Below are 25,294 nucleotides of genomic sequence, written 5' to 3'. Positions count from 1 at the left end.
ATGATTTTATGGGTAAATATAAAATGCAAATATCTAGTAACTTACTACTTGCACAACCATACATTTTCGTTCTTTTATTTATTCTCTTTATGCTCTTTATATTCATGAACTTTTTCTTTCACATTACCGACAGTATCTTTAGCAGTGCCTTTCACTTTATCCCATTTTCCTTCAGCTTGTAATTTTTTATTGTCAGTTACTTTCCCGACAACTTCTTTTACTTCACCTTTTACTTTATCGATGGCACCTTCTACTTTTTCTTTTAAACCATGATCATGTTTAGTCATACATTTCTCCTCCTTGTAGTTTGATTAGAATTTTCTTTTCATATTGCAAGTTGAATGATGTATCTAGTAATAGCGTAACAAATCTAGTTTGAATATTCAAATGATTAATAGGGTAGAAAATAAATTGTAATAAAATGTATAAAAGTGTAATAAAAAGAGAAAGAATGTTAATTATATGTTTTTTGCAGTCCATATTGATTTCGTATAAGCGATTTTCATATGGGCACGTTCCATATTATTTTGGCTGCCGCTACCGAACCTTGCTTGTCCAACTATTAAATGACAATTGGATTCAATAGCTGTCTCAATTCGTTTTTGAATTAATGCAGTATGACAGCCTTTACGTTGAAATTCTGGCAAAGTAGCAGAAGCGGCTAATGAGGCAACACCGTTATTTATATAGAGAACTCCTATACTAGCAGGAGTATTTTGAACTTCAGCTATGAAAAAATGCCATCCTAGTTTATTGTAAAGAATTTTGTTATTTTGGCGCACGCCATCTTTTGTAAAGGATGGCATGTTAAAACCACGTACATATATATCTGCAAAAATATCAAACTCATTTTCTTTTAGCTTGCGTACTGAAATGTTAGAAGGAAGAAGAGATGGATCTTCTTTCGGTTTACTATATAAAGCGGTATGGAAGCTAGATTGGTAAAATCCTTTTTCAGATAAGTATTGAAATAGTTCAGCTGTACCTTGCGCTGGTGTAATTTCAAAACGGCAAGGAATTTGTAGTGATTGATAATAAGAGATAATCGCATCTATCTCATCTGTATTTGTAAAGGTAACGCCTTTTACTGTATTAAAAGCAGGACCAGCAATTATTTTTGATGAAAAGGCAGTGGCACTCCCGAACTTTTTCATTTGTACTTGCATTGGATTTCCGCTTATTGCTTGTAGTAGCGCTAATCTAGAAGAAAGCATATGTATTTCTGCGTTTTCAATTTCACTTGCTGTATTAAGTGTCAGAATAGTACTCATAAAATTCCCCCGTCATTAAATACATTTCATAGTACATATACGTTTTCTGTTCTAAGATTCCTGTTGAAATGTAAGAGAATTAGAGGTTTTTTGGAAGGGAAATGGAAGTGGATTGTCGAAGGGAGTAGAAACAGATTAAAGGTGGTGCTCTCATGAAACAGAAAGACGTGCAGACATGCTCTAATTGTGGTTCTCATAACATAGGAGAAGGTGAGTTTGTCGGTTATGCACAAATACGGAAAAAGGAGACGATGTTCACATCTTCACCAGTAGATGCTTATATTTGTACAGATTGCGGGAATATCCTTTTATTAAAAGTACGACATTATGAAAAGTTTAAGCAGAAGCCGTTATGAGTATTGAGAAGTAGTTTTATTAGGGGAGTTAATAAGAGTAATATTTTACATATATATGAGTAGGCCTCAGATAAAGAGATGAAAACATATGCTGTACATAGTTCGTTATATGACACATAAAAATATATAGAAGAAATTGTGAGGCAATAGGAGGAAGAAAAAACAGCTCCTCTTGGAATGCTTCATATTAAAAACTCCTTTAAATGAATAAGGGAGTTTTTTGGTTTCTTATAACAATAATTACCTATAATTGTTATAATTGGGTATTAGGAGAGTTTGTTTTATTAACGTCAAAATCATATAAGGAAAATAGCTAAATCGTATACAAAATCGCTATATAACACAATCGCAACCGTAAGTTGACAAAGTGCAACCGCAGGAAGATAGAGATAAGGGTAATGTTAACATACAATTTAATTAAGAAAACAAAGGGGGACACACATATGGGATTTGGTGAAAAGCTTTTTAAATTAAGAAAGGAAAAGGGTCTTTCTCAAGAAGCGTTAGCCGAGAAATTAAACACAACGAGACAAGCGGTTAGTAAATGGGAAAACGGTCAAGGTTTTCCTGAAACTGAAAAGTTAATAATAATTGGAAATGTATTTGAAGTATCACTCGACTATTTATTAAAAGAAACTGCTGAGCAAAGTAATGAAAATGTAGATGGATATTACGTAAGTCAGGAAATGGCAGAAGGGTATGTAGTGTATGGACAAAAAATTTCTAAATATATAGCGCTAGGATTTAGTTTGCTCATTTTATCTACAATACCGTATTTATTATTTAAAGAAAATGCAACAATGTCGACATTTCTTGTTATTATCATTGCTGTCCTTGGAATTGGAGCGATGATGGTACCTGTAACGATAGAAGAGAGTCGATACAATGTATTGACAAAGGAAGAACTACTATTTGATCAAAACTTTCTAAAAGAATTGACAAAAAGATATGCGACTATTAAGAAGAAGTATGCGGCAGTAATGATTGTTGGATTTTGTTTTATAGCCGCAGGTGCAATACCGTTTTTGTTTGAGAAAAAGCATATCACTTCAGGAGAATTAGTGCAGTATTATCCGTACTGCGTTGTACTTATTGCTATCGGAGTTTATCTTTTTGTTCGTGTGTTAGGAGTATTAGAGGTGTATCGAATTTTAGTAGAAAATAAAGAATATAGTAATCGTTTTATTTTTAAACTGAAAAAGAAAGTGAGAGAAAAAGTGGATAATTTTTAATAGTAGAAAACATATTTTTATGAAAAGTTAAGATAGGAGTGTAATGATGTCAAATCTTCTAGAAATTGAAAATTTAAGTAAATCATTTAGAAACAAAGTTGTTTTAAGAGATGTTTCCTTCAATGTGCCGTCGGGGTCAATTGTTGGATTTATTGGTGACAATGGAGCAGGGAAATCAACAACCTTTAAAACAGTACTAGAATTAATTTCTAAAGATAGTGGTACAGTAAAAATATTTGGTGAAGAAAATATAAATAAAGATACCAAGATTAAGGAAAAGATAGGAGTCGTATTTGATGCTATGAATCTACCGGCTCATCTTACAATAAAGCAATTAAATAAGGTTTTTGAAAAGATGTTTGAATCTTGGGACCAAGATAATTTTTATAGATTAGTAAATACTTTCTCTTTACCTACTAATGAGAAAGTAGGTAAATTCTCGCGTGGGATGTCAATGAAACTAACTATAGCTGTTGCACTGTCACATAATGCCAGATTATTAATCCTAGATGAGGCGACGGGAGGTCTGGATCCTTCATCTAGGGAGGGCGTGTTAGAGGAATTAAAAAGTTTTGTGAGTAAAAGTAACGGTGGTATATTACTTTCTTCTCATATTATGAGTGATGTAGAAAAAGTAGCTAGCCACCTTATCATTATAAAAGATGGAGAAATTTTATTGAACGAAGAAAAAGATAAGGTTTTAGACAGTTACACCATCGTAGATGTTGATGTGGAACAACTAGCTTTAATCAATAAAGATATAGTTGTGGCAAAGAGAGACCATGGTTCTTATTTCAATGTACTCGTATCAGATGTGCATAAATTACCAAGTGGTATTGCTCATAGAACCATCTCGATAGAAGAAATGAGTGTCTTATTAACGAGGAGTGAAAAATAAATGAGAGGTTTATTATTGACGAACTATTATCTAGTGTATCGAACTTTCTTTATGTTCATGGGAATAGCGATATTGGGAGCCGGATTCGTTTTTTATTTTGGTGATGCTTCAATGTACCGTTTAATTGCTACGTTCATTATCTTATTTGCTGCGATTCCTGCACTTGAAGTTATTAAATATGAGAGTAAGTCAGGTTATGAAAAATATGTACTTACTTTACCTGTTACTAGAAGTAATATTGTGCAAAGTCACTACTTTTTCTATTTTTCAGTTGTAATTATTGGTACTTTATTATCATATGGCATATTTTATGTACATGGTTTAGTTTCAAATACACCAATTGATGATGGTATATTTAAGAGTGTTTCTTTAGGGACTTTCATCATTCTTAATGCCGGAGCAATAGCCTATCCACTCCTCTATGTTTTTGGAGCAGAAAAATCTGATGCCATTACAATTGGAGGCGCATGTGGGGGGCTTGTTACTTATTTTGGATTACAAAGTGTAATTGGCTATCTAATAGAACAATTTCCAATATCAAATTTAAATTCATCTTTATACGTTTCAATTTTATATACGATATTTGGTGTTATCATATATATCTTTTCTTTTGTTATTTCGGTATTTATATATCGTAAGAAGGAATTTTAGTATATCTTCTCTTAGTATTTTCTGAATTATTTCCAAAGAAATAATTCAGAAAATACAGAAAAATGTCGTGATTATTTGTAGAAGTCTGTTATAATAAACAAAAATGAAAACGCTTTAAAGGGGGATATAACCAATATGATGATGAATGTACCGCTAACAATTAGTTCTATGATAGAAAGAGCAGAAAAACTGTTTTCAAAGAAAGAAATTGTTTCACGGACACATGATACAGTTACGACGTTAACGTATAAGCAGTTAGGTGAAAGGACGAGAAGGCTTTCCAGTGCGTTGGAAAAATTAGGGATTAAAGAAGGCGAGCGTATAGGAACGTTAGCGTGGAATCATCATCGACATGTGGAAGCGTATTTTGCTATTCCTGGTATTGCTTCCGTTTTACACACAATTAATATTCGTTTATCTCCTCAACATATTTCATACATTATTCAGCATGCAGAAGATCGAATTCTACTTATCGATGAAGATCTCGTACCACTCGTTGAAAAAATTCAATCACAATTATCAACTGTACAAGCCTACATTATTATGACAGATAAAGATGAACTTCCAAAAACTATACTTCAGCCTGTATATCATTATGAAAAGCTATTAGAAGAAGGCGATCCAAATTTCCAATTTGTAAAAGATATTGATGAAAATACACCTGCTGGTATGTGTTATACGTCAGCGACTACAGGAAATCCAAAAGGTGTTGTATATACGCATCGTAGTACTGTTTTGCATTGTATGGCACTTGGTTTAGCGGATACAGCTGCCTTATCGGAAAGTGATGCGGCAATGGCGATTGTACCGATGTTCCATGTGAACGCTTGGGGACTTCCTTTCGCAGCTACTTGGTTTGGGTCAAAACAAGTTCTGCCAGGACCAATGTTTACGCCTAAAATTTTATTAGAAATGATCCAATCAGAAAAAGTGACGTTAGCTGCTGGTGTGCCGACAATTTGGCTTGGTGTATTACAAGAATTAGAAAATAATAGTTACGATTTATCTAGTATGACGAGAATATTATGCGGAGGTGCAGCTGCACCGAAAAGCGTTATTAAAGCATTTGAACAGAAACATAATGTTCCTTTCATTCATGCATATGGGATGACGGAAACAAGTCCACTTGTAACACTTGCACGTTTAAAAAGTTATGAAACGGAATTATCGTATGAAGAGCAATTAGAAATCCGATCAAAACAAGGATATCTTGTACCTGGTGTAGAGATGAAAGTAGTCGGTACAAATGGTGAAGTAAAGTGGGATGGTACGGAGATGGGAGAACTATGTTTACGAGCACCATGGATCGCTGAAAGTTATTATAACGATGAGCGTACTGTTGAAGGTTTTCGTGATGGCTGGTTATATACAGGAGATGTCGTTACGGTTGATGAGGAAGGCTGCGTGAAAATTGTTGACCGTACGAAAGATGTTATTAAAAGCGGTGGAGAATGGATTTCCTCAGTTGACCTTGAAAATGCTTTAATGGCACATGATGCTATATTTGAAGCGGCTGTCGTTGCTGTACCTCATCCGCAGTGGCAAGAGCGACCGGTTGCCTGCGTTGTTCAAAAGAAAAATAGTGCAGTAACAAAAGAAGAAATATATGAGTTTTTAAAACCACAGTTTGCGAAGTGGTGGTTACCAGACGATATTGTATTTATGGAAGAAATACCGAAAACATCTGTTGGGAAGTTTTTAAAACAAGCGCTTCGGAAAGAACTTCAGCATTTGCATGAAGAGAAATAATTGAATTTATATTTGTAAACTGATTATAAAAATAAGTTGACAAAGGATGGGGAGAAAGATAATATAACTCCTATAATATGTTATCCAAAAATCATTTTAAGTTTACAAATAGGGGAAGCAAATATGAATACAAAAAACTTAGTTTTCGTCGCTTTATTTAGTTCTATTATGGGAGTATTAGGGTTAATACCCCCAATTGCTCTTTCTATCACACCAGTTCCAATTACATTACAATCACTTGGTGTTATGCTTGCTGGTGGACTGTTAGGATCACGTCTTGGTGCATTAAGTCAGCTTATTTTCTTACTTATTGTAGGAGTTGGAGCACCATTACTTGCTGGTGGACGAGGTGGTCCAGGTGTATTCGTTGGGCCAAGTGCAGGATACTTACTTGGTTATATCGTTGGAGCGTTTGTCATTGGTTATTTAATTGAGCGTTTACGTGAAGTTTCTATTATAAAAGTATTATGCATTAATATAATTGGTGGTATTTTCGTAGTTTATGTATTTGGTATTACTGTACAAGCTTTCTTAATGGGTGTTTCCGTATGGGAGACGATGAAAGTGAGTGCTGTGTTTTTACCAGGGGATTGTATAAAAGCAATTATTGCAGCAGTTCTTGTAACAAAATTACACCGTTCATTGAAACATATTATTACGCCTGCTCTAAAGAATGGGAAATATACAAATGCGGGATAAGAAAGAGAAGAAACACGTTTATTGCGTGTTTCTTTTTAGTATTTTGGAAAGAAAGGACGTCTCAAATGGGGATTACAAAAGAATATAAAAAGCATGCTTCTTTACAACCGAATAAAATAGCGATAAAGGAATGTGATCGAGTTTTAACATATAAAGAATGGTTTGAGTCAGTGTGTAAAGTAGCAAGCTGGTTGAATGAAAAAGGATCGAAGAATAAAACGATAGCAATCATATTAGAAAATCGTATAGAGTTTTTACAACTATTCGCTGGTGCTGCTATGGCCGGATGGGTTTGTGTGCCACTAGATATAAAGTGGAAACAAGATGAGCTCAAAGAAAGAATTGCAATTAGTAATCCGGATATGATTGTGACAGAGAGATATAAGTTAAATGATCTACCTGGTGAAGAAGGAAGAGTAATTGAAATTGATGAGTGGAAAAGGATGATTGAGAAATATCTTCCTACATATTTCCCTATAGAAAATGTACAAAATGCTCCTTTTTATATGGGATTCACATCAGGATCGACTGGGAAAGCAAAAGCGTTTTTACGTGGGCAACAATCGTGGGTTCATAGTTTCGATTGTAATATACATGACTTTCATATGAAAAAAGAAGATTCTATTTTAATAGCTGGGACGCTCGTTCATTCTCTTTTCTTATATGGCGCAATAAGTGCATTATATGTAGGGCAAACAGTGCACATTATGAGAAAGTTTATTTCAGATCAAGTGCTGGATAAGTTAGAAACGGAACATATTTCAGTCATGTATACAGTTCCGACAATGCTTGAATCTTTATATAAAGAAAATAGAGTAATAGAAAATAAAATAAAAATTATTTCGTCTGGAGCGAAATGGGAAACTGAGGCAAAAGAAAAAATAAAGAATATATTTCCGTATGCAAAAAGATATGAATTTTATGGTGCATCAGAGCTAAGTTTTGTAACAGCACTAGTCGAGGAAGAAAGTAAAAGAAAGCCGAATTCAGTAGGGAAACCTTGTCACAATGTGCAGGTTAGAATATGTAATGAAGCAGGAAAAGAAGTACCGAACGGCGAGATAGGAACTGTTTATGTGAAAAGTGATCAGTTTTTTATGGGATACATAATAGATGGGGTTTTAGCACGGGAGTTGAATGCAGATGGCTGGATGACAGTGCGCGATGTAGGTTATGAAGATGAAGAAGGATTTATTTATATTGTCGGTAGAGAGAAGAATATGATTTTATTTGGAGGAATTAATATTTTCCCAGAAGAAATAGAAAGTGTATTACATGAACATCCAGCTGTTGATGAAATAGTTGTAATTGGTATGGAAGATAGTTACTGGGGTGAAAAACCTGTCGCGATCGTAAAAGGAAGTGCTACGAAGCAACAATTAAAGAGTTTTTGCTTACAACGATTATCTTCGTTTAAAATACCGAAAGAATGGCATTTTACAGATGAAATACCGTATACAAATAGCGGGAAAGTTGCTCGTATTGCAGCAAAAAGTATGATTGGAAATCGGGAGAAAATATATGAATAGGGCGGTTATTGTAGAAGCGAAAAGAACACCTATTGGTAAGATTAATGGGATGTTGAAAGACTATGAAGTTCAGCAATTAGCCGCACCACTGCTTTCATTTCTAGGTAAAGGAATTGAGAAGGAAATAGACGATGTTATATTAGGGAATGTTGTTGGACCAGGAGGGAATGTTGCGAGATTGTCTGCTTTAGAGGCAGGACTTGGCTATCATATTCCTGGTGTAACGATTGACCGGCAATGTGGTGCCGGATTGGAAGCGATTCGCACCGCATGTCATTTCATTCAAGGCGGGGCCGGTAAGTGCTATATCGCCGGAGGAGTAGAGAGTACAAGTACGTCACCTTTTCAAAATAGAGCGCGATTTTCACCTGAAACAATTGGTGATCCTAATATGGGAGTAGCGGCTGAATATGTTGCAGAACGTTATAACATAACGAAAGAAATGCAAGACGAGTACGCTTGCCTTAGTTATAAACGAACACTGCAAGCGTTAGAAAAAGGATATATACATGATGAAATATTGTCTTTTAATGGATTATTAGATGAATCTATAAAGCCAGAAATGAATTATGAACGAATCATTAAAAGAACAAAACCCGCATTTTTACAAAATGGTACAGTAACGGCAGGTAATTCATGCGGTGTAAATGATGGGGCATGTGCCGTTCTTGTCATGGAAGAGGGGCAAGCCAAAAAATTAGGATACAAGCCAGTTCTTCGTTTCGTTCGTAGTGCTGTAGTTGGAGTGAATCCAAACCTTCCGGGAACTGGTCCAATATTTGCAGTGCACAAATTGTTAAAAGAAATGAATGTAAAGGTAGAAGACATCGATTATTTTGAAATAAATGAAGCGTTTGCTTCAAAAGTTGTAGCTTGTGCAAAGGAGTTACAAATTCCGTACGAAAAAGTAAATGTAAATGGTGGTGCAATTGCGCTCGGTCATCCGTACGGTGCATCTGGATCTATGCTTGTAACGCGTTTGTTTTATCAAGCGCAAAGAGAGCATATGAAGTATGGAATCGCGACATTAGGAATAGGGGGCGGGATAGGGCTTGCGCTATTATTTGAGAAAGTAGAAGACTAGAAAGGAACTAGTTTTCTACTTTTTGAGGAACATAAACATTGCTACCAGGCTTTGCTTTTATTTCGTTCCAAGTAGCGATAGCATCAGCTTTTGATTTTCCTTTGTTATTTGGATCTTCGAAAAAGTCGCGAGTAAAGCGATTATATTCAAACTGCGCGCTGATCGTTGTTTTATAAGACGGGTCTTTTTTTCGTTCGTTTTCCTCATACCAAAACGTTATTGCGTCTTCATATGTTTTTCCAACATTCTCTTTAAAAAATTTTTGAAGAGCTACTGTAAAACGGAAGTTTGCTCCGATTTTTTCTTTGAAAAAAGCCCGTACATCTTCGCTACAGCGGTGATTTTCAGTAATAACAGTTTGAAGAGAAAGATCTTTATAAGAAAGAGAAATTTTACTCACCTTGTGATAAGAACTGTTTTTTAATACTTTTCCCGTTGTTAAATAATGTGAGATACGCTCGGTTATTTCGATCTTAGAACCACTAGCTGGTAAACCATACTCACGACAAAATGTTTGGAGTTCTGCTTTTAACCAATAATAGCTTTGGAAATCTTCAAGTGATATAGACTTTGTTAAAGATGGACGCATGAATGTAACAACTTCTTTCTTCCATAATTTTCTTTAATTATAAAACATACGTTCTTTTTGTGGAAGGATTTATTTGTAAATTTAATAGGGAGAGGAGATTGTATATGGAAAATGTAATGCAAGTTCGTGTTACGGGAATTTTAATTGAAGTTGAAAAAGTATTGCTAGTAAAGCAAAAAGTTGCTAATCGGAATTGGTCTTTATCGGGGGGAAGGGTAGAGAATGGTGAAACGTTAGAAGAAGCAATGATTCGAGAAATGAGAGAAGAAACAGGATTGGAAGTTAAGATTAAGAAGCTATTATATGTTTGTGATAAACCAGATGCTCTCCCGTCTCTATTACATATTACGTTTTTGCTTGAAAGGATTGAAGGTGAAATTACGCTACCTTCTAACGAGTTTGATCATAATCCAATTCATGATGTGCAAATGGTACCGATTAAAGATTTAAGTCAGTATGGTTTTTCGGAAACTTTTATTTCTCTTATAAGTGAAGGTTTTGTAAATGCAGGGAGTTATCAAGGGTTAAAACGAAATATAGGTCTATAAATATAGTGGAAGGATAGCCGTTAGCTATCCTTCATAAACATGTTTTAGACTTCTGACTGTAAAGAAGAAATAAGTTGATTTAAAAACTCATCCCCGCTCATAGGCGCTTTCCCGCCACCACGAGCACTCTTTTTATTTCCACCACCTTTTCCTTCAATGGCAGGAAGTGCATCTTTTAAAAGAGCATTCATATCGTATGATACTGATTTTCCGCAAGCGAGGATGCATTGTAATTTGTCATCGTTTTCAATAACGAAATATGTAATGGCATGCTCTTGTTGTTCTGTAATAATAGCGGATAGCTTTGCGATTTCTTGTATAGAACGATTTATAAATACTTTAGAAATAAGTATGTCAGCATGGATTTCTGTAGGGTGTTGAAGTAGTTCATTTGCTTCTGCATATAATAATTTTTCAGTCATTGTTTGCATTGCTTTTTCATTTTCTTTTTGAGAAGTAAGAAGTTGTGCTACTTTTGCTGGAATATCAGCTTCGCTACTGTTTAATTGTTTAGAAACATCCTTCATAATCTGTTGCTGTTGTCCCATTAATTTAAGTGTACGCCAACCAGCGATAAATGTTAATCGTATGCCGCCTTTATTACGTTCCCATCCTAGTACTTGAATAGGCCCTACTTCACCTGTACGTTTCGGATGCGTTCCACCACAGCCGTTATAATCAAAGTTTTCGATCATAACAACGCGTATATTTTCTGTCATAGTCGGTTCTTTGCGAAGTGGTAATGTTTTCGCTTCTTCTAAGTTCATCCATTTAATAAGAATTGGATGATTTTCAAAAACAATTTTGTTCGCAATTTGTACTGCTTTTTCAACCGTTTCTGCATGTAAATTTTCTGTTTCTAAATCAATTGTTACCGTTTCTTTACCAAGATGGAATCCAATCGTAGGTATGTTAAAATAATCCCAAAAAGCAGCAGATAAAATGTGCTGAGCCGCATGTTGTTGCATATGATCAAAACGGCGCTCCCAATTAATTTTACCTTCTACTTCTTCTGTATGTAATTGTTCTGCAATGAAGTGGCGGATTTCTTCGTCGACTTCTTCAACACCAAGTACAGCAATGCCATTTAAAGTTCCAGTATCATGGGGTTGCCCGCCACCTGTTGGATAAAATGCCGTTTCGTTTAAAATAACGTATAAGTTACCGTCTTTATCATAATCTTGCTTTATAACTTTTGTAGTAAAGTCTTGCTTATAAGCATCAGTGTAATATAATTTTTGCTCCAATTTTCTTTCCCCTTTCGTGTTCGCTAGTTTCATTGTAAAGCAATCGAAATTAGTTTCCTAATATTTCAGAAGAAAGAAACTATTTTTAGAATTTTCTTGCTATAATAAGAGGAAGAAAATGCGGGGGTGGAATGAATATGTTATATGAAAACGGCGTAGATAAACTACTTAGTTTAAGTAAAAATATTTCTGAATTGTATCGAGAATTAAATGAAATGACCCGGATTTTAACGGATTGTAATCGAGAAAGTGTGAAGTTTGATCGGTTATATGTAAAAGAGGTACTGTGGAAGAAAGAAGATGTAATAGAAAAATATGACCAGCTACTTGTGCAACTTTGTATAAATGAATGCTTTGATTTAAAAAGTGTCATTACAGGGGAATATAAGTATACATATGAAGAAGTAGAAAACATCGTTTTACAATTTAATGAGAAGTATAATGTTGCAATTTTAATTAAAGATGTTTGTAAAGAATTACAGTTTACATATGGCATAGATATGGATATAACGAGAACTGCTCGGGTAACAACATCTCAAGTATAAAAAGGGAAAGAAAGCAGATCCTTTGCTTTCTTTTTTTATGTAAGAACAGGGAGAGTAGGTTTAAAGATGAAGGGGAAGTTAAAGCATATTCATCCACTTGGAATGAGTATTATTTTAGGGACATTGTTTGCTAGATTTGCTACTTCAATGAGTATTCCTTTTTTAGCAATTTATTTAACAACTGTTAAAGGTGTATCAGCTGGAATGACGGGTGCTATTATCGGAACGAGTGCACTTGTTGGAGTGTTTGCTAGTTTTATTGGAGGGAATTTATCTGATCGATTCGGTCGAAATATGATTATAATATGGTCCATGATCGTTTGGGTGTTTGTATTCATAGGTTTTTCACTTGCAGATCATGTTTTAAGTTTCTTTTTATTAAATGCTTTGAATGGATTATGTAGGTCCTTTTTTGAACCCACGTCAAGAGCTTTATTATCAGATTTAACGAAACCAGAGTATCGGTTACTCGTATATAATTTGCGTTACGGTGCAATCAATGTTGGAGTAGCGATTGGCCCACTTGTCGGATTACAAATTGGAAGCGCAAAATCTACAATTCCTTTTTTAGTAGCAGCTGGAGTATATATTCTATATACAGCTATATTAGCGTTCCAATTTAAGAAGTATCCCATTGACAAAAAGAAAGTGAATACAGAAAAGCCTGTCACAATGTTAAATGCAATTCGCATTTTGCGAAAGGATGTCGTATTTTTAGTTGCTTTAGTTGGTATTATTTTGAGTAATTGTGGTTTTTCTCACTTAACGACAACAGTATCTCAATATTTTGCAAATGCACATATATTCCAGGATGGAGTGAAATTATTTTCATATATGCTCGCTTTAAATGCGATTGTTGTAGTCGTAATTCAATACCCTGTTATTCAAATGTGTAAGAAGTATACACCGTTAGTATCCATTATGGTGGGAACTTTATTTGTGAGCGGGGGATTGTTTGGATTTGGAATAGTAGAATCTACGCTAGGTGCTGCCATTTGTACAATTATTTTTACAATTGGAGAAGTTCTCATGTTTTCAATGACGGATGTATTTATAGATGATATAGCTGTTCCACATTTAAAAGGGACATATTTTGGAGCAATGGGGTTTTCGGGGATTGGAGCAGTAATAGGTCCATGGTTTGGGGGCGTACTTCTCGATTATTACGGGTACCAAAATGGATTTGTAGTATTTTCAGCGCTAGCTATATTTTCAACTGTAGCGTTTCCAGTTCTGTTAGTTACGAAAGGTTTATTGAAAAAAAGATATGATGGAAATTCTAATATGGAAGTACATGCGAAATAAAATAAGCCCCAGTAGACGACTGGGGCTTATCTTTGTATTTATTTTAATTCTCAATTTGAAAAAGAACTTTCTCTTCATGTTTATTAGCTACTTCGTTTTTGGAAATATGAATGGCTAAAAATCCATTCTCTAAGCAGGCTAGCATCTTCTTATAAATAATATTAGCGGGTAAAGGAATGTTCCGCTGCAAAGAAATATTTTTATGAAGTATGCAAATGTTTAGGCCTGTCTCCATCTTTTTAATAACTACATTTTGTTCAGTTACATTTGGTACATCTGTTTCCAAAATGTATTCTTGTTCAGTTTCACAAAGATCAATATGAATTTGATTTGGGAAACTAAAGTTACTACAAGAATCAGAACAAAATTGATCCATCCATTCTTCGAAACCATCAACATGAAAAAGACAATCCTTCTTTTTCTTGCCCATGTAAGACACCCTCCGTAAAATCTCAATTCATACTATGTTATGCATGAATGAAGTAAGGGTGAAGAATAAATGGAAAAATATAAACATTGTATGTGGCAAAGGTAGCTAGTGTGAACCTATTGTTTTACATATCATGATGTGCATGATTTTTTTGGCGTGAATGGTTACGGTTTTTTACTTTATGAGATCCGCTTAATGGTTCAGGTTGTCCTTTTTTTTCTTTCGCTTCACGATTGTTTTTGCCCATTGTATGTGACACCTCCTCTTTCTCTTTAGAATGAGAGAAGTTTGCAAATTTATACGAGAATGTTTTTAGAAAAAAAGGTAAAGATAAATGGGACTAACTATTATGGAAAGGGGATTGTATAATGCCATATCATAAAGACAAACAACAAGCATTTCAAGCAGCTCAGCAAGGTGTTACACAAGCAGAAAATGCATTTAACAACATTGTGAAAAATGATCCAAACTACGGTCATGATTTAAAAGAGTTACGCCAAGAGGTTCAGGAGGCGTATGAACAGATTCAAAATGCACTAGAAGTAGCTTCGGAAACACAACGCCCACAACTTGAGCAATACGAAAATAATCTTCAAAATATTATGCAGCATGTAGATCAATTAGAAAAGTAAATGAGGTTGTTGTGTATTCGACAACCTTATTACTTTAATGAATGTTATGTTAAAACGGAAAATTTTTCTATTCGTTTTTTCTTTCCTATGCGCAGTACATATATTTCAAGTTGAAAAAGTGGAAGCGAAAATGTTGCTCAGAAAAGAGCTAGAACCAACTGGCTATGTAACATGGGAAGTACCTAATAATGAAAAGATTATTGCCATTACATTTGATGATGGACCAGATCCAACTTATACACCACAAATTTTAAATTTATTACGTCAATATAAAGCAGAAGCGACATTTTTTATGATTGGATTTCGAGTTCAGCGTAATCCATATTTAGTGAAACAAGTGTTAAAAGAGGGACATGAAATTGGAAATCATACGATGAATCATTTATATGCGAGTAATTCATCGGATGAAAAATTAGAAAATGATATTTTAGATGGAAAGAAATATTTTAAAAAATGGGTGAAAGAACCTTTGCTATTCCGTCCACCTGGCGGATATATTAACGATGCTGTATTTAAAACAGCGAAAGAAGCTGGGTATCAAACTGTTCTATGGTCGTGGCATCAAGACCCACGTGATTGGGCGAATCCTGGGGTTGGATCCATTGTGAATCATGTTCTGAAAAATGCTAAAAGTGGAGATATTGTATTGTTACATGATGGAGGAAATGATCGTAGTCAAACAGTATCGGCACTTGCAAAAATTTTGCCTGAGCTGAAAAAGCAGGGGTATCGATTTGTAACTGTTTCGGAATTATTACGTTATAAACATTAGAAAAAATCCCAAAAGGTGTATGTTCCTTTTGGGATTTTTCGTTATTGGTTCTTTTTACGTTTCTTATTATTTTGTCGCTCTGCAGGAGTTAAATTCTCATTTGCAAACTCTTCGTTATAACCAGCACCTTGTCCTTGTGCGGATGCAGCATTCATTCCTGAAATAGTATGATTTGCTTTTCGTTTACCCATTTTATTTCACCTCTATAACATTTTTTGTATGTTGAATGATGAGCAGTTCATAGTATGTATGAACTGTAAGTAAACCGCTAATAAAGCACTTTACTTTATGGTAATAGTATTCATAAGGAGCATGAAAGCTATTCAAATTTAGAAACATAAAGAAAACTTATGATAATCTATAAGTTTCTTATTATTTACTTATTTAGAAAGTTGTAATAAGATATTATCGTAAGGTATTGAAAAGTTTGTCTACATTTTATATTCAGACAACTTAGTCACGTTTAACAGGGGGGAAACATAATGGTCAAACATAATCCATTTCAATCACGTGCAACTTTTGAAGTAGATGGAAAAACGTATCATTATTATGATTTGAAAGCGCTTGAAAATGCAGGGGTTGGCAACGTATCTCAATTACCATATTCCGTGAAAGTTTTACTTGAATCAGTACTTCGTCAAGTAGACGGACGTGTAATCACAGAAGAGCATGTTACAAATTTAGCAAAATGGGGAACGAAAGATGTGCAAGATATCGATGTTCCATTTAAACCATCTCGTGTAATTTTACAAGATTTCACTGGTGTTCCAGCTGTTGTAGATTTGGCTTCGCTTCGTAAAGCAATGGCAGACATGGGTGGGGATCCTGATAAAATTAATCCTGAAATTACTGTAGACCTTGTAATCGATCACTCGGTACAGGTTGATAGAGCGGGTACAGCAGACGCGCTTGCATTCAACATGGACTTAGAGTTTAAACGTAATGAAGAGCGTTATAAATTTTTAAGCTGGGCACAAAAATCATTCGATAACTATCGTGCGGTTCCACCAGCAACAGGTATTGTACACCAAGTAAACCTTGAATATTTAGCACCAGTTGTTCATGCTGTGAAAAATGCTGAAGGTGACTTAGTTGCATACCCGGATTCATTAGTTGGAACAGACTCACATACAACAATGATTAACGGTATCGGTGTTCTTGGATGGGGCGTTGGTGGTATTGAAGCAGAAGCAGGAATGCTTGGACAGCCTTCATACTTCCCAGTACCTGAAGTAATCGGTGTGAAATTAACTGGTACACTTCCAAGTGGCACTACAGCAACTGACGTTGCATTAAAAGTAACACAAGTATTACGTCAAAAAGGTGTAGTTGGTAAATTCGTTGAGTTCTTCGGTAATGGACTAAAGAGCATGCCTTTAGCTGACCGTGCAACAATTTCAAATATGGCACCAGAATACGGCGCAACTTGTGGATTCTTCCCAATCGATGATATTTCATTAGAATACTTACGTTTAACAGGTAGAGATGAAGAGCAAATTCGCGTTGTTGAAGAATACTGTAAAGCAAATGGCTTATTCTATACAGCAGACAGCAAAGATCCAATCTACACGGATCTTGTTGAAATTGATTTAAATACAATCGAATCTAACCTTTCTGGACCGAAACGCCCACAAGATTTAATTCCACTTTCAGATATGAAAGATGCGTTCCACAAAGCTGTTGTAGCACCAGTTGGAACACAAGGACTTGGATTTAATGAGCAAGAGTTCGATAAAGAAGTGAAGGTTACATTAGAAGATAAAGAAGTAACGATGAAAACAGGTGCAATTGCAATCGCTGCAATTACAAGCTGTACAAATACATCAAACCCATACGTATTAATTGGGGCAGGTTTAGTTGCGAAGAAAGCAATTGAAAAAGGACTTGTAGTACCTGAGTACGTAAAAACGTCATTAGCGCCAGGATCTAAAGTTGTTACAGAGTACTTAGATAAATCAGGTTTAACAACATATTTAGATCAACTAGGTTTCCAAACAGTTGGTTACGGCTGTACGACTTGTATCGGTAACTCTGGTCCATTAGCAGACGAACTAGAAGAAGCAATCGCAGCAAACGACTTACTAGTAACATCTGTTTTATCTGGTAACCGTAACTTTGAAGGTCGTATTCACCCACTTGTAAAAGCGAACTATTTAGCATCACCACCACTTGTTGTGGCATATGCACTTGCAGGTACTGTTGATATTGATCTGAAAAATGATGAAATCGGTAAAGATGCAAATGGCAATGCTGTTTACTTCAACGATATTTGGCCATCAGCTAAAGAAATTGAAGATGTAGTTCAAAACGTTGTTACATCTGAACTGTTCAAGAAAGAATATGCACAAGTATTTAACAGCAATGAGCGTTGGAATGAAATTCAAACTTCAAACGAAGCTTTATATACTTGGGATAATGATTCAACATACATTCAAAACCCACCGTTCTTTGAAGGATTATCTAAAGAGCCAGGTGAAGTTGAAACATTATCAGGCTTACGCGTAGTTGGTAAATTTGGTGATTCTGTAACGACAGACCATATTTCACCAGCAGGTTCAATCGGTAAGCACACACCAGCTGGACGCTACTTATTAGAGAACGGCGTACAACCAGTTGACTTCAACTCTTACGGTTCTCGTCGTGGTAACCATGAAGTTATGATGCGTGGTACATTCGCGAACATCCGTATTAAAAACCAAATCGCACCAGGAACAGAAGGCGGATATACAACATATTGGCCAACTGGTGAAGTAACATCAATCTATGATGCTGCTATGAAATATAAAGAAGATGGCACAGGCCTTCTAGTTGTTGCAGGTAAAGATTACGGTATGGGAAGTTCTCGTGACTGGGCTGCGAAAGGTACAAACTTATTAGGTATTAAAGCAGTAATCGCAGAAAGCTTCGAGCGTATCCACCGTAGTAACTTAGTATTAATGGGCGTATTACCACTACAATTTAAAGATGGCGAAAGCGCTGAAACATTAGGTCTTGTTGGTAACGAGTCATTTGAAATTCAAATCGACAAAACAGTTAGACCACGTGATCTAGTAAAAGTAGTTGCAACCGATTTAGATGGCAACGAAAAACAATTTGAAGTAGTAGCTCGTTTCGATAGTGAAGTTGAAATTGACTACTACCGTCACGGTGGTATTCTGCAAATGGTTCTTCGTGAGAAAATCGAAGAGTCTAAAGTGTCGAACTAAATAATTGAAATGAACGATAAGGAAGCTAACAACTGTTAGCTTCCTTATTTTATGGAAAGGGATGAAACCATTTGGTTTCATCCCTTTCTTTTTACTATAAAAAACGGAGGAAATGTCATGAAAGAATATAAAAGAATATTGTTACCGTTACAGAAAGAAAAAATATTAGTAATAGCAGCTGTATGCAGTGGGCTTTTTGCAGCTATTTTAAATTTATCCCGTCCACTATTCATGGGGCTAATTGTAGATAACCTTATTCAACGAGAGGTAAAGGAGGCGTACCTTTACATTACTTTGTTTGCAGTTAGTCACTTGTTGATGTGGGTGAACAATCTTTCATTTGATTATGTAAGCACCAAAGCGAGTCAGCGAATATTACGAGAGAAGCGTATAGATGTATTGCGTCATTTTTTCTTATTACCATTTGAAGAGAGTGAGAAAATCAAACAAGGAGAGTTAGAAACTTTAGTCGTATCTGATATTCCGAACTGGGTCAGGTTATATGATTCTATATTAATAGAATATATACATGCCATTGCGCAATTTATCGGTGCGATCATAGCGCTGCAACATATAGATACACAGTTCATCTGGTGGATAACTCCGTTTTTATTTCTAAGTGCAGTTGTTCCAATGATTATGGGCAAAAAGGTAAGAAATATCGCAAGTATTGCTCAAAAAAATCAATCAAGTGTTGTAGAGATGGTTTCACAGTTTGTAAAAGGTGCACAAGATTTACGTAGTTTGCAAAAAGAAAAATGGGCTATTGGCTTATTTAAAGGAGTAACGGTACAATCTTATAAAACAGAAGTAAAGAAGACGATGATGCAACACTGTATTGGAGTAGTTGGAACAGTGATTGAAACAGGAGCATATATCGTTGTTCTTATTATAGGTGCGCAAAAAATAATGCAGGGCGAAATGGAGGTTGGTTCACTTGTTGCAGTTTTAGTGACAATAGAGATGCTCTTTTTCCCTGTCCGTTATGTGGGAGATTTATTAATGATGACACAAGTTGCAGCTGCTTCGGCAAGTAGAGTTTTTTCCTTTTTAGATAAACGAGTGGCAAATAGTAATGTAGAAAGAGCGATGGGGATGACAATAACAAATGTTTCATTTCAGGAAAATGATGAAGAGAAATGCAGAATTCATAATATTGATTTGCAAATTAACCCTGGTGAACTCATTATGATCGTAGGGGAAAGTGGAGCAGGAAAAACAACGCTTTTAAAATTAATGACAGGCTTGTATAAACCATCTAACGGTAGCATTGTTTATTATGGTCAAAAGGCTCGTATGACTACAGTGTGGCATGAACCTCGATTCTTTCGGACGACAGTAAAAGAGAATATGTATTTCGGGGAAGTGGGCTTAGAAAACCAGTTAGAAAAAAATATTGAACTTATAAATGTGAAGCCGATAATTAGAGATTTACCTAAAGGGATTCAAACTGTACTACATAAAAGTGGTGAAGAGTTTTCGGGAGGAGAAAGAAAACGTCTTGCATTATTACGAGCAATTGGTTCAAATCCGAATCTTATTATTTTAGATGAACCGACTGCCGGGTTAGATCCGAGCAATCAAGAAGTTGTTTGGGATATGATTGAAGGACTAGGAAGAGATGTAACGAGAATTGTGGCGACACATGATGTAGAGAAAGTGATACTAGCGGATCGTGTTGTCATAATGAGAGAAGGAAGTATTGTTGCATGTGGAAGTCCTGAAAAATTAATAAATAGTCATTCATTTTGAAAGAGATGTGAATAAAGATAAGAGCAGTGCTCTTATCTTTATTCAATGTCATTTATTTGATATTCGATAGATTCTGAATGGTTCAGATCTACGTTAAAAGTAGCAGTCATAAGGAAAGTTGCAATTCCAAGAATTAAGAAAAGGACGAATGAGACTAGAGAAACATAGAGACAAATACGCCCTACTTTCTTTTTTTCAAGATCTTTACTAAAGAGTGAAATGATCCATGTAATAATACCGACTGGGTATAAAAGAAAACTAAGAATATATAATGTTGTTTTTTCGAATGAATTCATAAACAATCCCCCTTTTGTGGTAGGTTTATAACTACGAGAGTAAAAAGGTGAATGGGTCCATAAGAAGATAAGCAACACTTCATCCGTTTGTCTAATTATATGATAAAAAGGAAGGAATTGCACTTCAAATAAGAATATCCCGATTATTCTGACTGTGAATATTTCCAAGCTTGTCCGTATAAGCTAAAATAAGGTATATAGCATTTGAATGGATATATTAAAAGAAGATAAACACGTTAGGGTGATATAAAATGTGGCGGAAGCTTATGATTATTGTAGTGTTACTTTGTTTAGCGGGATATGCAGCTTATGAACAGTTTGGTAAAAGCGATCAGGCGGCCCAAGGAGAGCAAGAAAAAAGTGAAGCTGCTATGAAAGAGATGATTGCAAGTAATGGTATTGAAATAGGGAAGAGTGCGCCGGACTTTGAATTAACGAAGTTAGATGGAACGAATGTAAAGTTATCAGATTTAAAAGGAAAGAAAGTGATTTTAAATTTTTGGGCAACGTGGTGTGGACCTTGCCAACAAGAAATGCCTGATATGGAGGCTTTCTATAAAGAACATAAAGAAAATGTAGAAATTTTAGCAATAAATTATACACCTTCAGAAAAAGGTGGGGGAGTAGAAAAGGTAAGTAATTTTGCAAAGGAAAAAGGAATTACTTTTCCTATTTTATTGGACAAAAATATTGATGTGACAACAGCGTATAAAGTAATTACGATCCCAACTTCGTATTTTGTAGATACAAAAGGTGTCATTCAAGATAAGTTTATTGGACCGATGACGCAAAAAGAGATGGAGAAACGGATTGCTAAATTAAAATAATGGTGAAAAGGTAGAGGTGGAAAGTAACCATTTCTGCCTTTTCTTTTTCAAGTAGTGAAAGCTTCGTGATATGATAAAAGAAATATAAACGTTTAGAGATAAAGGAGTGTATTTGGAGTGGGGAATATATCCTTACCGTTAGATTATGTTGTAATTGATTTTGAAACAACAGGATTTAACCCTTATAATGATAAAATTATTCAAGTAGCAGCAGTGAAATATCGTAATCATGAGCTAGTAGATCAATTCGTGTCATACGTGAACCCAGAGCGTCCAATTCCAGGCCGAATAACGAGCTTAACAGGTATTACAAATTATCGTGTTTCAGATGCACCGACAATTGAAGAAGTGTTACCTTTATTTTTAGCATTTTTACATACAAATGTTATTGTGGCTCATAACGCTTCTTTTGATATGCGCTTTTTGAAAAGCAATGTCAATATGCTTGGATTACCGGAACCTAAAAATAAAGTGATTGATACTGTGTTTTTAGCAAAGAAATATATGAAGCACGCGCCTAATCATAAACTTGAAACGTTAAAGCGAATGCTTGGCATTCGTTTAAGTTCTCATAATGCATTTGATGATTGTATTACCTGTGCAGCTGTTTATCAAAAATGTGCATCTATTGAGGAAGAAACAAAGAGAAAATCAAATAAAGACGTACTTGATGAAACTGTGGTATATGAAGTATTAAAAGAAATGCTTGTACGAAATAAACGTAATATTGAATGGATTCGTTACATGAATGTAGGGAATTATTTAGATATAAAAGCTTTTTATCCGGTTATGAGATTAAAAGTAAAAGGTCGAAAGAAATATGTATTAACAGATATATTAGAAGATGATGTGAAAGAAATATGTACGAGCTTACAATGTGAACCGGCGTTAAAAAGTGAAGCTGGTAATACGAGAATTATGCTGAATAGCGTAGAAGATGTTTTAAAATTAGAAAGTTATATTTTAGAACAGTATGATTTCGTACTACAAGCGCTCCATGATTATAAAGAAAATGAAACGAATGCAGATGAAAAACTGAAAGAGTATTTAAATGTTATGGTATAAAAAACTCCGTATACAATTTATTGTATACGGAGTTTTTTTAGGAGTATTAAAACATAAAATTTTCTTGCAAATCTGATTAAAGAGTTTTTCATTTGCTCATACTATGTAATAAGAAAGTAAAGGAGAGAGGGTGAACAGCATGAGAAGAAGTCGCCGTAAATCATTTGACGAACTTGTGAAAGAAAATAAACAACAATTATTAAGCGATCGTGATGCAATCGATCGTATTGAAGAACGTATTGAAAAACGTTATGAAATGAAACTTTTTAAGCAAGCTGAATAATTCTTAACACTAGTACGATACTAGTGTTAAGGAGGCGATAGTAATGGGTAATCCGAAAAAGAATTCAAAAGACTTTGCACCGAATCATATTGGAACACAATCAAAAAAAGCTGGTGGCAATAAAGGAAAGCAAATGCAAGACCAAACGGGCAAACAACCGATTGTTGATAACGGTTAAAGAAAAGGAGAATATTACATTCTCCTTTTTTATGTATAAATTTGAGGCAAGATAGGTAACTTAAGATGGTGTGTATATACAATATTAGGAGGGAAGTACATGCCAAATCCAGATAATCGAAGTGACAACGCTGAAAAGTTACAAGAAATGGTGCAAAATACAATTGATAACTTTAATGAAGCAAAAGAAACAGCGGAACTTTCTAATGAAAAAGATCGTGCTGCTATTGAAGCAAAAAATCAAAGACGTTTAGAAAGTATTGACTCATTAAAAAGTGAAATCAAAGATGAATCTTAACAGAATGTACAAAAAGGGCTGACTTATGTCAGCCCTTTTTTGTAATCGTAAAGTTTTCAACGAGTAAACGCCAATTTTGCGGGAATGGTAAACCTATCTTCCAATAGCTAATACCGCCTATACCTTGTTCTTTCATTAAATTGAATTTACTTTGAACAGACCGTGAATCTTCAAACCAAACTTCGTGTTGTACACCATTTTCATCGAAATAATTAAAATGAGGAGCTTGAGCTGTGAAATCATAGCGGATAGGAACATTGTATTTACGAGCTAGTGCAACAGCTGCAATAGAGCTAATTGCTTTTGCAGGTGGATTTCCTTCTTTGAATGGAAGTTTCCAATCGAAACCGTATAAATTTTGCCCCATCATAATTTTTTGTGGAGGCATTTGAGATTTTGCATATTGAAGTACTTCTTTTACAGGACCGATAGGAGAGATCGCCATCGGTGGCCCGCCTTGCCATCCCCAGTCATATGTCATAATGACGACGAAATCAACAATTTGTCCTTGTGCTTTATAATCGTGAGCTTCGAAAAATTTTCCCTTTTGATTTGAACTTGTTTTCGGTACAAGCGTTGTGCTTAGCGTGTATCCATTAGGTAATCGTGTTTTTACATTTCGTAAAAAACGATTATACGCTTCACGATCTTCAGGTGCCACACTCTCGAAATCAAAATGAATGTCTCGCATACCGTACTTCTCAGCAGTTTGCAAAATGTTTGTAATAAATTTATTTTGGATTGTTGCGTCCCGTAAAATAACTGATGTCAGATCGGCACTGAAATTTCCATTTTCAATATTTGTAATAACAAGCATAGGGATGGTGTTGCCTTGCGTTGCAATATTAGCGATTTTAGCTGTTTCGGTTGGTTCTTTTAATGTACCATCTCTTTTGGCTTCAAAACTAAAGTAGGCTAAATACGTTAAAAATGGGTTGATAGCACGTGTAGCATTTACCAAACTTTCTTTTATTGGAATTGTTGAAGGTTGTAAATAAGCGATGGATTCTACCGCTCGTTTTGTCCCTTTCGGTATATATAATTGCTGTCCAACATGGAGAATGGATTTTAAAGATAAGTTATTAACTTTAGCTAAACTAGCGAGAGGAACGTTATATGTCTGAGAGATTCGATATAGGCTATCGCCAGGCTGTACATAATAATTATTCCCTTTCGTATTCACGATCAGTGCCTGACCAACAACGAGTGTTTCAGCTGGATTTAATCCATTGTCTTTTACTATCTCGTTAGGTGTTGATCCATATTTTGATGCCAAGCTATATACGCTATCACCGCTACGAACAGTTACAATTTGAATCATATGCTTGCTCCTTTCAGTAAAAGATTCACTGTTTTTATTTTATTTTTGTTGTCACTGTATTATGATTAAATGTATGCAAGGCAGCAGAAGTGAAAGAAGGCGAATACATATGTTTGTAGCAGAACATGAAGTTGAAATCCGTTATGCGGAAACAGATCAAATGGGTGTTGTTTACCATTCAAACTATTTGGTGTGGCTGGAATTAGGTCGCACGAAACTTATACAAGATTTAGGTTTTTCATATGTTGAAATGGAGAAAGAGGGTATTATTTCTCCTGTGTTAGATTTGCAAATTTCATATCGTAAAGCGATGCGTTACGGTGAAAAAGCAATTGTGAAAACATGGGTGGACACTGTGAGCCCGCTTCGCGTGGTATATGGTTATGAAATATATAACGGCGAAGGTGAACTTTGTATTACCGCAAGTACGACGAATATTTGTGCGAAAAAAGAAGGGTTCAGGCCCGTATCATTTAAAAAGTTCTATCCTGAGTGGTATGCGAAATATGAGGAAATTAAGAAAAAATAAAAA

The 25,294-nt window shown here is 35.1% G+C and carries 30 protein-coding genes; 21 read left to right on the top strand and 9 right to left on the bottom strand.

Annotation, left to right across the window (positions count from 1 at the left end):
• Nucleotides 1-74 precede the first annotated feature (74 nt).
• The gene (locus tag V7S50_RS23515) at nt 75-287 is read right to left on the bottom strand and encodes a CsbD family protein (RefSeq protein ID WP_000160409.1); all 213 of its coding nucleotides are present in this window, start codon (nt 285-287) and stop codon (nt 75-77) included.
• Between the two features lie 171 nt (nt 288-458).
• The gene (locus tag V7S50_RS23510) at nt 459-1,271 is read right to left on the bottom strand and encodes a GNAT family N-acetyltransferase (RefSeq protein WP_242255115.1); all 813 of its coding nucleotides are present in this window, start codon (nt 1,269-1,271) and stop codon (nt 459-461) included.
• Between the two features lie 152 nt (nt 1,272-1,423).
• Between V7S50_RS23510 and V7S50_RS23505 the strand changes: the two genes are divergently transcribed.
• The 8 genes from V7S50_RS23505 to V7S50_RS23470 all read left to right on the top strand — a co-directional run bounded on the left by V7S50_RS23505 (nt 1,424) and on the right by V7S50_RS23470 (nt 9,469).
• Nucleotides 1,424-1,627, top strand: a complete 204-nt coding sequence (locus V7S50_RS23505; protein ID WP_000810206.1) for a hypothetical protein — start codon at nt 1,424-1,426, stop codon at nt 1,625-1,627.
• A gap of 443 nt (nt 1,628-2,070) precedes the next feature.
• Nucleotides 2,071-2,859: a helix-turn-helix domain-containing protein gene (locus tag V7S50_RS23500; RefSeq protein ID WP_242255116.1), complete on the top strand. Its 789-nt coding sequence runs from the start codon at nt 2,071-2,073 to the stop codon at nt 2,857-2,859.
• 46 nt (nt 2,860-2,905) lie between these two features.
• Complete coding sequence (locus V7S50_RS23495) at nt 2,906-3,757, top strand: ABC transporter ATP-binding protein (protein ID WP_242255118.1); 852 nt, start codon at nt 2,906-2,908, stop codon at nt 3,755-3,757.
• A complete protein-coding gene (locus V7S50_RS23490; RefSeq protein ID WP_063221290.1) occupies nt 3,758-4,408 on the top strand; it encodes an ABC-2 transporter permease in 651 nt (216 codons plus the stop codon). It abuts the gene before it with no gap.
• A gap of 135 nt (nt 4,409-4,543) precedes the next feature.
• A complete protein-coding gene (locus V7S50_RS23485) occupies nt 4,544-6,157 on the top strand; it encodes a long-chain fatty acid--CoA ligase (protein WP_242255120.1) in 1,614 nt (537 codons plus the stop codon).
• A 123-nt stretch (nt 6,158-6,280) separates the two neighbouring features.
• Nucleotides 6,281-6,856, top strand: coding sequence for a biotin transporter BioY (locus tag V7S50_RS23480; protein WP_242255122.1), 576 nt, complete (start codon nt 6,281-6,283; stop codon nt 6,854-6,856).
• A 65-nt stretch (nt 6,857-6,921) separates the two neighbouring features.
• Nucleotides 6,922-8,385: an acyl-CoA synthetase gene (locus V7S50_RS23475; protein ID WP_242255124.1), complete on the top strand. Its 1,464-nt coding sequence runs from the start codon at nt 6,922-6,924 to the stop codon at nt 8,383-8,385.
• Nucleotides 8,378-9,469, top strand: a complete 1,092-nt coding sequence (locus V7S50_RS23470) for an acetyl-CoA C-acyltransferase (RefSeq protein ID WP_242255125.1) — start codon at nt 8,378-8,380, stop codon at nt 9,467-9,469. The genes V7S50_RS23475 and V7S50_RS23470 overlap by 8 nt, the downstream gene beginning before the upstream one ends.
• Nucleotides 9,470-9,476: 7 nt before the next feature.
• Here V7S50_RS23470 and V7S50_RS23465 read toward each other — a convergent pair whose 3' ends face one another.
• Nucleotides 9,477-10,058: a DUF6434 domain-containing protein gene (locus V7S50_RS23465; RefSeq protein ID WP_242255127.1), complete on the bottom strand. Its 582-nt coding sequence runs from the start codon at nt 10,056-10,058 to the stop codon at nt 9,477-9,479.
• 104 nt (nt 10,059-10,162) lie between these two features.
• Between V7S50_RS23465 and V7S50_RS23460 the strand changes: the two genes are divergently transcribed.
• Nucleotides 10,163-10,606, top strand: a complete 444-nt coding sequence (locus V7S50_RS23460; RefSeq protein ID WP_242255129.1) for an NUDIX hydrolase — start codon at nt 10,163-10,165, stop codon at nt 10,604-10,606.
• A 44-nt stretch (nt 10,607-10,650) separates the two neighbouring features.
• On the opposite strand, the gene V7S50_RS23455 is transcribed toward V7S50_RS23460, so the two are convergent.
• Complete coding sequence (locus tag V7S50_RS23455) at nt 10,651-11,853, bottom strand: alanyl-tRNA editing protein (RefSeq protein WP_242255130.1); 1,203 nt, start codon at nt 11,851-11,853, stop codon at nt 10,651-10,653.
• A gap of 137 nt (nt 11,854-11,990) precedes the next feature.
• Here V7S50_RS23455 and V7S50_RS23450 point away from each other — a divergent pair, with 137 nt between their 5' ends.
• Both V7S50_RS23450 and V7S50_RS23445 read left to right on the top strand, forming a co-directional pair.
• Nucleotides 11,991-12,398 (top strand): hypothetical protein, encoded by a 408-nt coding sequence (locus V7S50_RS23450; protein ID WP_000965141.1) that lies wholly within the window; start codon nt 11,991-11,993, stop codon nt 12,396-12,398.
• 66 nt (nt 12,399-12,464) lie between these two features.
• Nucleotides 12,465-13,703, top strand: a complete 1,239-nt coding sequence (locus V7S50_RS23445; RefSeq protein WP_242255132.1) for an MDR family MFS transporter — start codon at nt 12,465-12,467, stop codon at nt 13,701-13,703.
• A 43-nt stretch (nt 13,704-13,746) separates the two neighbouring features.
• On the opposite strand, the gene V7S50_RS23440 is transcribed toward V7S50_RS23445, so the two are convergent.
• Entirely contained in the window at nt 13,747-14,133 is a 387-nt protein-coding gene (locus V7S50_RS23440; RefSeq protein WP_063221282.1) for an Hsp20/alpha crystallin family protein, read from the bottom strand.
• Nucleotides 14,134-14,257: 124 nt separating this feature from the next.
• A complete protein-coding gene (locus V7S50_RS23435) occupies nt 14,258-14,380 on the bottom strand; it encodes a small acid-soluble spore protein P (RefSeq protein WP_000517650.1) in 123 nt (40 codons plus the stop codon).
• A gap of 121 nt (nt 14,381-14,501) precedes the next feature.
• On the opposite strand from V7S50_RS23435, the gene V7S50_RS23430 reads away from it, so the two are divergent.
• Both V7S50_RS23430 and pdaB read left to right on the top strand, forming a co-directional pair.
• Nucleotides 14,502-14,765, top strand: a complete 264-nt coding sequence (locus V7S50_RS23430) for a hypothetical protein (RefSeq protein ID WP_001146294.1) — start codon at nt 14,502-14,504, stop codon at nt 14,763-14,765.
• Nucleotides 14,766-14,811: 46 nt separating this feature from the next.
• Complete coding sequence (pdaB, locus tag V7S50_RS23425; protein ID WP_242255298.1) at nt 14,812-15,537, top strand: polysaccharide deacetylase family sporulation protein PdaB; 726 nt, start codon at nt 14,812-14,814, stop codon at nt 15,535-15,537.
• A 41-nt stretch (nt 15,538-15,578) separates the two neighbouring features.
• Here pdaB and sspO read toward each other — a convergent pair whose 3' ends face one another.
• Nucleotides 15,579-15,728 (bottom strand): acid-soluble spore protein SspO, encoded by a 150-nt coding sequence (sspO, locus tag V7S50_RS23420; protein ID WP_000518052.1) that lies wholly within the window; start codon nt 15,726-15,728, stop codon nt 15,579-15,581.
• A gap of 291 nt (nt 15,729-16,019) precedes the next feature.
• Here sspO and acnA point away from each other — a divergent pair, with 291 nt between their 5' ends.
• Together acnA and V7S50_RS23410 are read left to right on the top strand one after the other, a co-directional pair.
• The gene (gene acnA, locus V7S50_RS23415; RefSeq protein ID WP_063221281.1) at nt 16,020-18,743 is read left to right on the top strand and encodes an aconitate hydratase AcnA; all 2,724 of its coding nucleotides are present in this window, start codon (nt 16,020-16,022) and stop codon (nt 18,741-18,743) included.
• Between the two features lie 51 nt (nt 18,744-18,794).
• The gene (locus V7S50_RS23410) at nt 18,795-20,495 is read left to right on the top strand and encodes an ABC transporter ATP-binding protein (RefSeq protein ID WP_242255134.1); all 1,701 of its coding nucleotides are present in this window, start codon (nt 18,795-18,797) and stop codon (nt 20,493-20,495) included.
• A 38-nt stretch (nt 20,496-20,533) separates the two neighbouring features.
• Here the strand turns inward: V7S50_RS23410 and V7S50_RS23405 are convergent, their stop codons facing one another.
• Nucleotides 20,534-20,791 (bottom strand): hypothetical protein, encoded by a 258-nt coding sequence (locus tag V7S50_RS23405; protein ID WP_336375954.1) that lies wholly within the window; start codon nt 20,789-20,791, stop codon nt 20,534-20,536.
• Between the two features lie 251 nt (nt 20,792-21,042).
• Here V7S50_RS23405 and V7S50_RS23400 point away from each other — a divergent pair, with 251 nt between their 5' ends.
• The 5 genes from V7S50_RS23400 (at nt 21,043) to tlp (ending at nt 23,441) form a co-directional block, all read left to right on the top strand.
• The gene (locus V7S50_RS23400; protein WP_242255137.1) at nt 21,043-21,618 is read left to right on the top strand and encodes a TlpA family protein disulfide reductase; all 576 of its coding nucleotides are present in this window, start codon (nt 21,043-21,045) and stop codon (nt 21,616-21,618) included.
• Nucleotides 21,619-21,735: 117 nt separating this feature from the next.
• Complete coding sequence (locus V7S50_RS23395; protein WP_063221277.1) at nt 21,736-22,683, top strand: 3'-5' exonuclease; 948 nt, start codon at nt 21,736-21,738, stop codon at nt 22,681-22,683.
• Between the two features lie 139 nt (nt 22,684-22,822).
• Complete coding sequence (locus V7S50_RS23390) at nt 22,823-22,966, top strand: FbpB family small basic protein (protein WP_001254697.1); 144 nt, start codon at nt 22,823-22,825, stop codon at nt 22,964-22,966.
• Nucleotides 22,967-23,009: 43 nt separating this feature from the next.
• A complete protein-coding gene (gene sspN, locus V7S50_RS23385) occupies nt 23,010-23,144 on the top strand; it encodes an acid-soluble spore protein SspN (RefSeq protein ID WP_000527987.1) in 135 nt (44 codons plus the stop codon).
• 99 nt (nt 23,145-23,243) lie between these two features.
• Nucleotides 23,244-23,441 (top strand): small acid-soluble spore protein Tlp, encoded by a 198-nt coding sequence (gene tlp / locus V7S50_RS23380; protein WP_002172888.1) that lies wholly within the window; start codon nt 23,244-23,246, stop codon nt 23,439-23,441.
• Between the two features lie 28 nt (nt 23,442-23,469).
• Here the strand turns inward: tlp and V7S50_RS23375 are convergent, their stop codons facing one another.
• Nucleotides 23,470-24,762 (bottom strand): glycosyl hydrolase family 18 protein, encoded by a 1,293-nt coding sequence (locus V7S50_RS23375; RefSeq protein WP_242255139.1) that lies wholly within the window; start codon nt 24,760-24,762, stop codon nt 23,470-23,472.
• 109 nt (nt 24,763-24,871) lie between these two features.
• On the opposite strand from V7S50_RS23375, the gene V7S50_RS23370 reads away from it, so the two are divergent.
• Nucleotides 24,872-25,291, top strand: a complete 420-nt coding sequence (locus V7S50_RS23370) for an acyl-CoA thioesterase (protein ID WP_000495815.1) — start codon at nt 24,872-24,874, stop codon at nt 25,289-25,291.
• Nucleotides 25,292-25,294 lie beyond the last annotated feature (3 nt).

Source organism: Bacillus sp. CCNWLW194 (assembly GCF_037120585.1).
Classification (GTDB): domain Bacteria; phylum Bacillota; class Bacilli; order Bacillales; family Bacillaceae_G; genus Bacillus_A; species Bacillus_A basilensis.
Note: the sequence above shows the minus strand (reverse complement) of the source record. Positions and strands in the feature narration are given on the sequence as shown.

Coding starts and splice junctions, on each gene's coding strand:
- V7S50_RS23515 (WP_000160409.1), bottom strand. CDS start 287: ATGACTAAACATGATCATGGTTTAAAAGAAAAAGTAGAAGGTGCCATC.
- V7S50_RS23510 (WP_242255115.1), bottom strand. CDS start 1,271: ATGAGTACTATTCTGACACTTAATACAGCAAGTGAAATTGAAAACGCA.
- V7S50_RS23505 (WP_000810206.1), top strand. CDS start 1,424: ATGAAACAGAAAGACGTGCAGACATGCTCTAATTGTGGTTCTCATAAC.
- V7S50_RS23500 (WP_242255116.1), top strand. CDS start 2,071: ATGGGATTTGGTGAAAAGCTTTTTAAATTAAGAAAGGAAAAGGGTCTT.
- V7S50_RS23495 (WP_242255118.1), top strand. CDS start 2,906: ATGTCAAATCTTCTAGAAATTGAAAATTTAAGTAAATCATTTAGAAAC.
- V7S50_RS23490 (WP_063221290.1), top strand. CDS start 3,758: ATGAGAGGTTTATTATTGACGAACTATTATCTAGTGTATCGAACTTTC.
- V7S50_RS23485 (WP_242255120.1), top strand. CDS start 4,544: ATGATGATGAATGTACCGCTAACAATTAGTTCTATGATAGAAAGAGCA.
- V7S50_RS23480 (WP_242255122.1), top strand. CDS start 6,281: ATGAATACAAAAAACTTAGTTTTCGTCGCTTTATTTAGTTCTATTATG.
- V7S50_RS23475 (WP_242255124.1), top strand. CDS start 6,922: ATGGGGATTACAAAAGAATATAAAAAGCATGCTTCTTTACAACCGAAT.
- V7S50_RS23470 (WP_242255125.1), top strand. CDS start 8,378: ATGAATAGGGCGGTTATTGTAGAAGCGAAAAGAACACCTATTGGTAAG.
- V7S50_RS23465 (WP_242255127.1), bottom strand. CDS start 10,058: ATGCGTCCATCTTTAACAAAGTCTATATCACTTGAAGATTTCCAAAGC.
- V7S50_RS23460 (WP_242255129.1), top strand. CDS start 10,163: ATGGAAAATGTAATGCAAGTTCGTGTTACGGGAATTTTAATTGAAGTT.
- V7S50_RS23450 (WP_000965141.1), top strand. CDS start 11,991: ATGTTATATGAAAACGGCGTAGATAAACTACTTAGTTTAAGTAAAAAT.
- V7S50_RS23445 (WP_242255132.1), top strand. CDS start 12,465: ATGAAGGGGAAGTTAAAGCATATTCATCCACTTGGAATGAGTATTATT.
- V7S50_RS23440 (WP_063221282.1), bottom strand. CDS start 14,133: ATGGGCAAGAAAAAGAAGGATTGTCTTTTTCATGTTGATGGTTTCGAA.
- V7S50_RS23435 (WP_000517650.1), bottom strand. CDS start 14,380: ATGGGCAAAAACAATCGTGAAGCGAAAGAAAAAAAAGGACAACCTGAA.
- V7S50_RS23430 (WP_001146294.1), top strand. CDS start 14,502: ATGCCATATCATAAAGACAAACAACAAGCATTTCAAGCAGCTCAGCAA.
- pdaB (WP_242255298.1), top strand. CDS start 14,812: ATGTTAAAACGGAAAATTTTTCTATTCGTTTTTTCTTTCCTATGCGCA.
- sspO (WP_000518052.1), bottom strand. CDS start 15,728: ATGGGTAAACGAAAAGCAAATCATACTATTTCAGGAATGAATGCTGCA.
- acnA (WP_063221281.1), top strand. CDS start 16,020: ATGGTCAAACATAATCCATTTCAATCACGTGCAACTTTTGAAGTAGAT.
- V7S50_RS23410 (WP_242255134.1), top strand. CDS start 18,795: ATGGAAAGGGATGAAACCATTTGGTTTCATCCCTTTCTTTTTACTATA.
- V7S50_RS23405 (WP_336375954.1), bottom strand. CDS start 20,791: ATGAATTCATTCGAAAAAACAACATTATATATTCTTAGTTTTCTTTTA.
- V7S50_RS23400 (WP_242255137.1), top strand. CDS start 21,043: ATGTGGCGGAAGCTTATGATTATTGTAGTGTTACTTTGTTTAGCGGGA.
- V7S50_RS23390 (WP_001254697.1), top strand. CDS start 22,823: ATGAGAAGAAGTCGCCGTAAATCATTTGACGAACTTGTGAAAGAAAAT.
- sspN (WP_000527987.1), top strand. CDS start 23,010: ATGGGTAATCCGAAAAAGAATTCAAAAGACTTTGCACCGAATCATATT.
- tlp (WP_002172888.1), top strand. CDS start 23,244: ATGCCAAATCCAGATAATCGAAGTGACAACGCTGAAAAGTTACAAGAA.
- V7S50_RS23375 (WP_242255139.1), bottom strand. CDS start 24,762: ATGATTCAAATTGTAACTGTTCGTAGCGGTGATAGCGTATATAGCTTG.
- V7S50_RS23370 (WP_000495815.1), top strand. CDS start 24,872: ATGTTTGTAGCAGAACATGAAGTTGAAATCCGTTATGCGGAAACAGAT.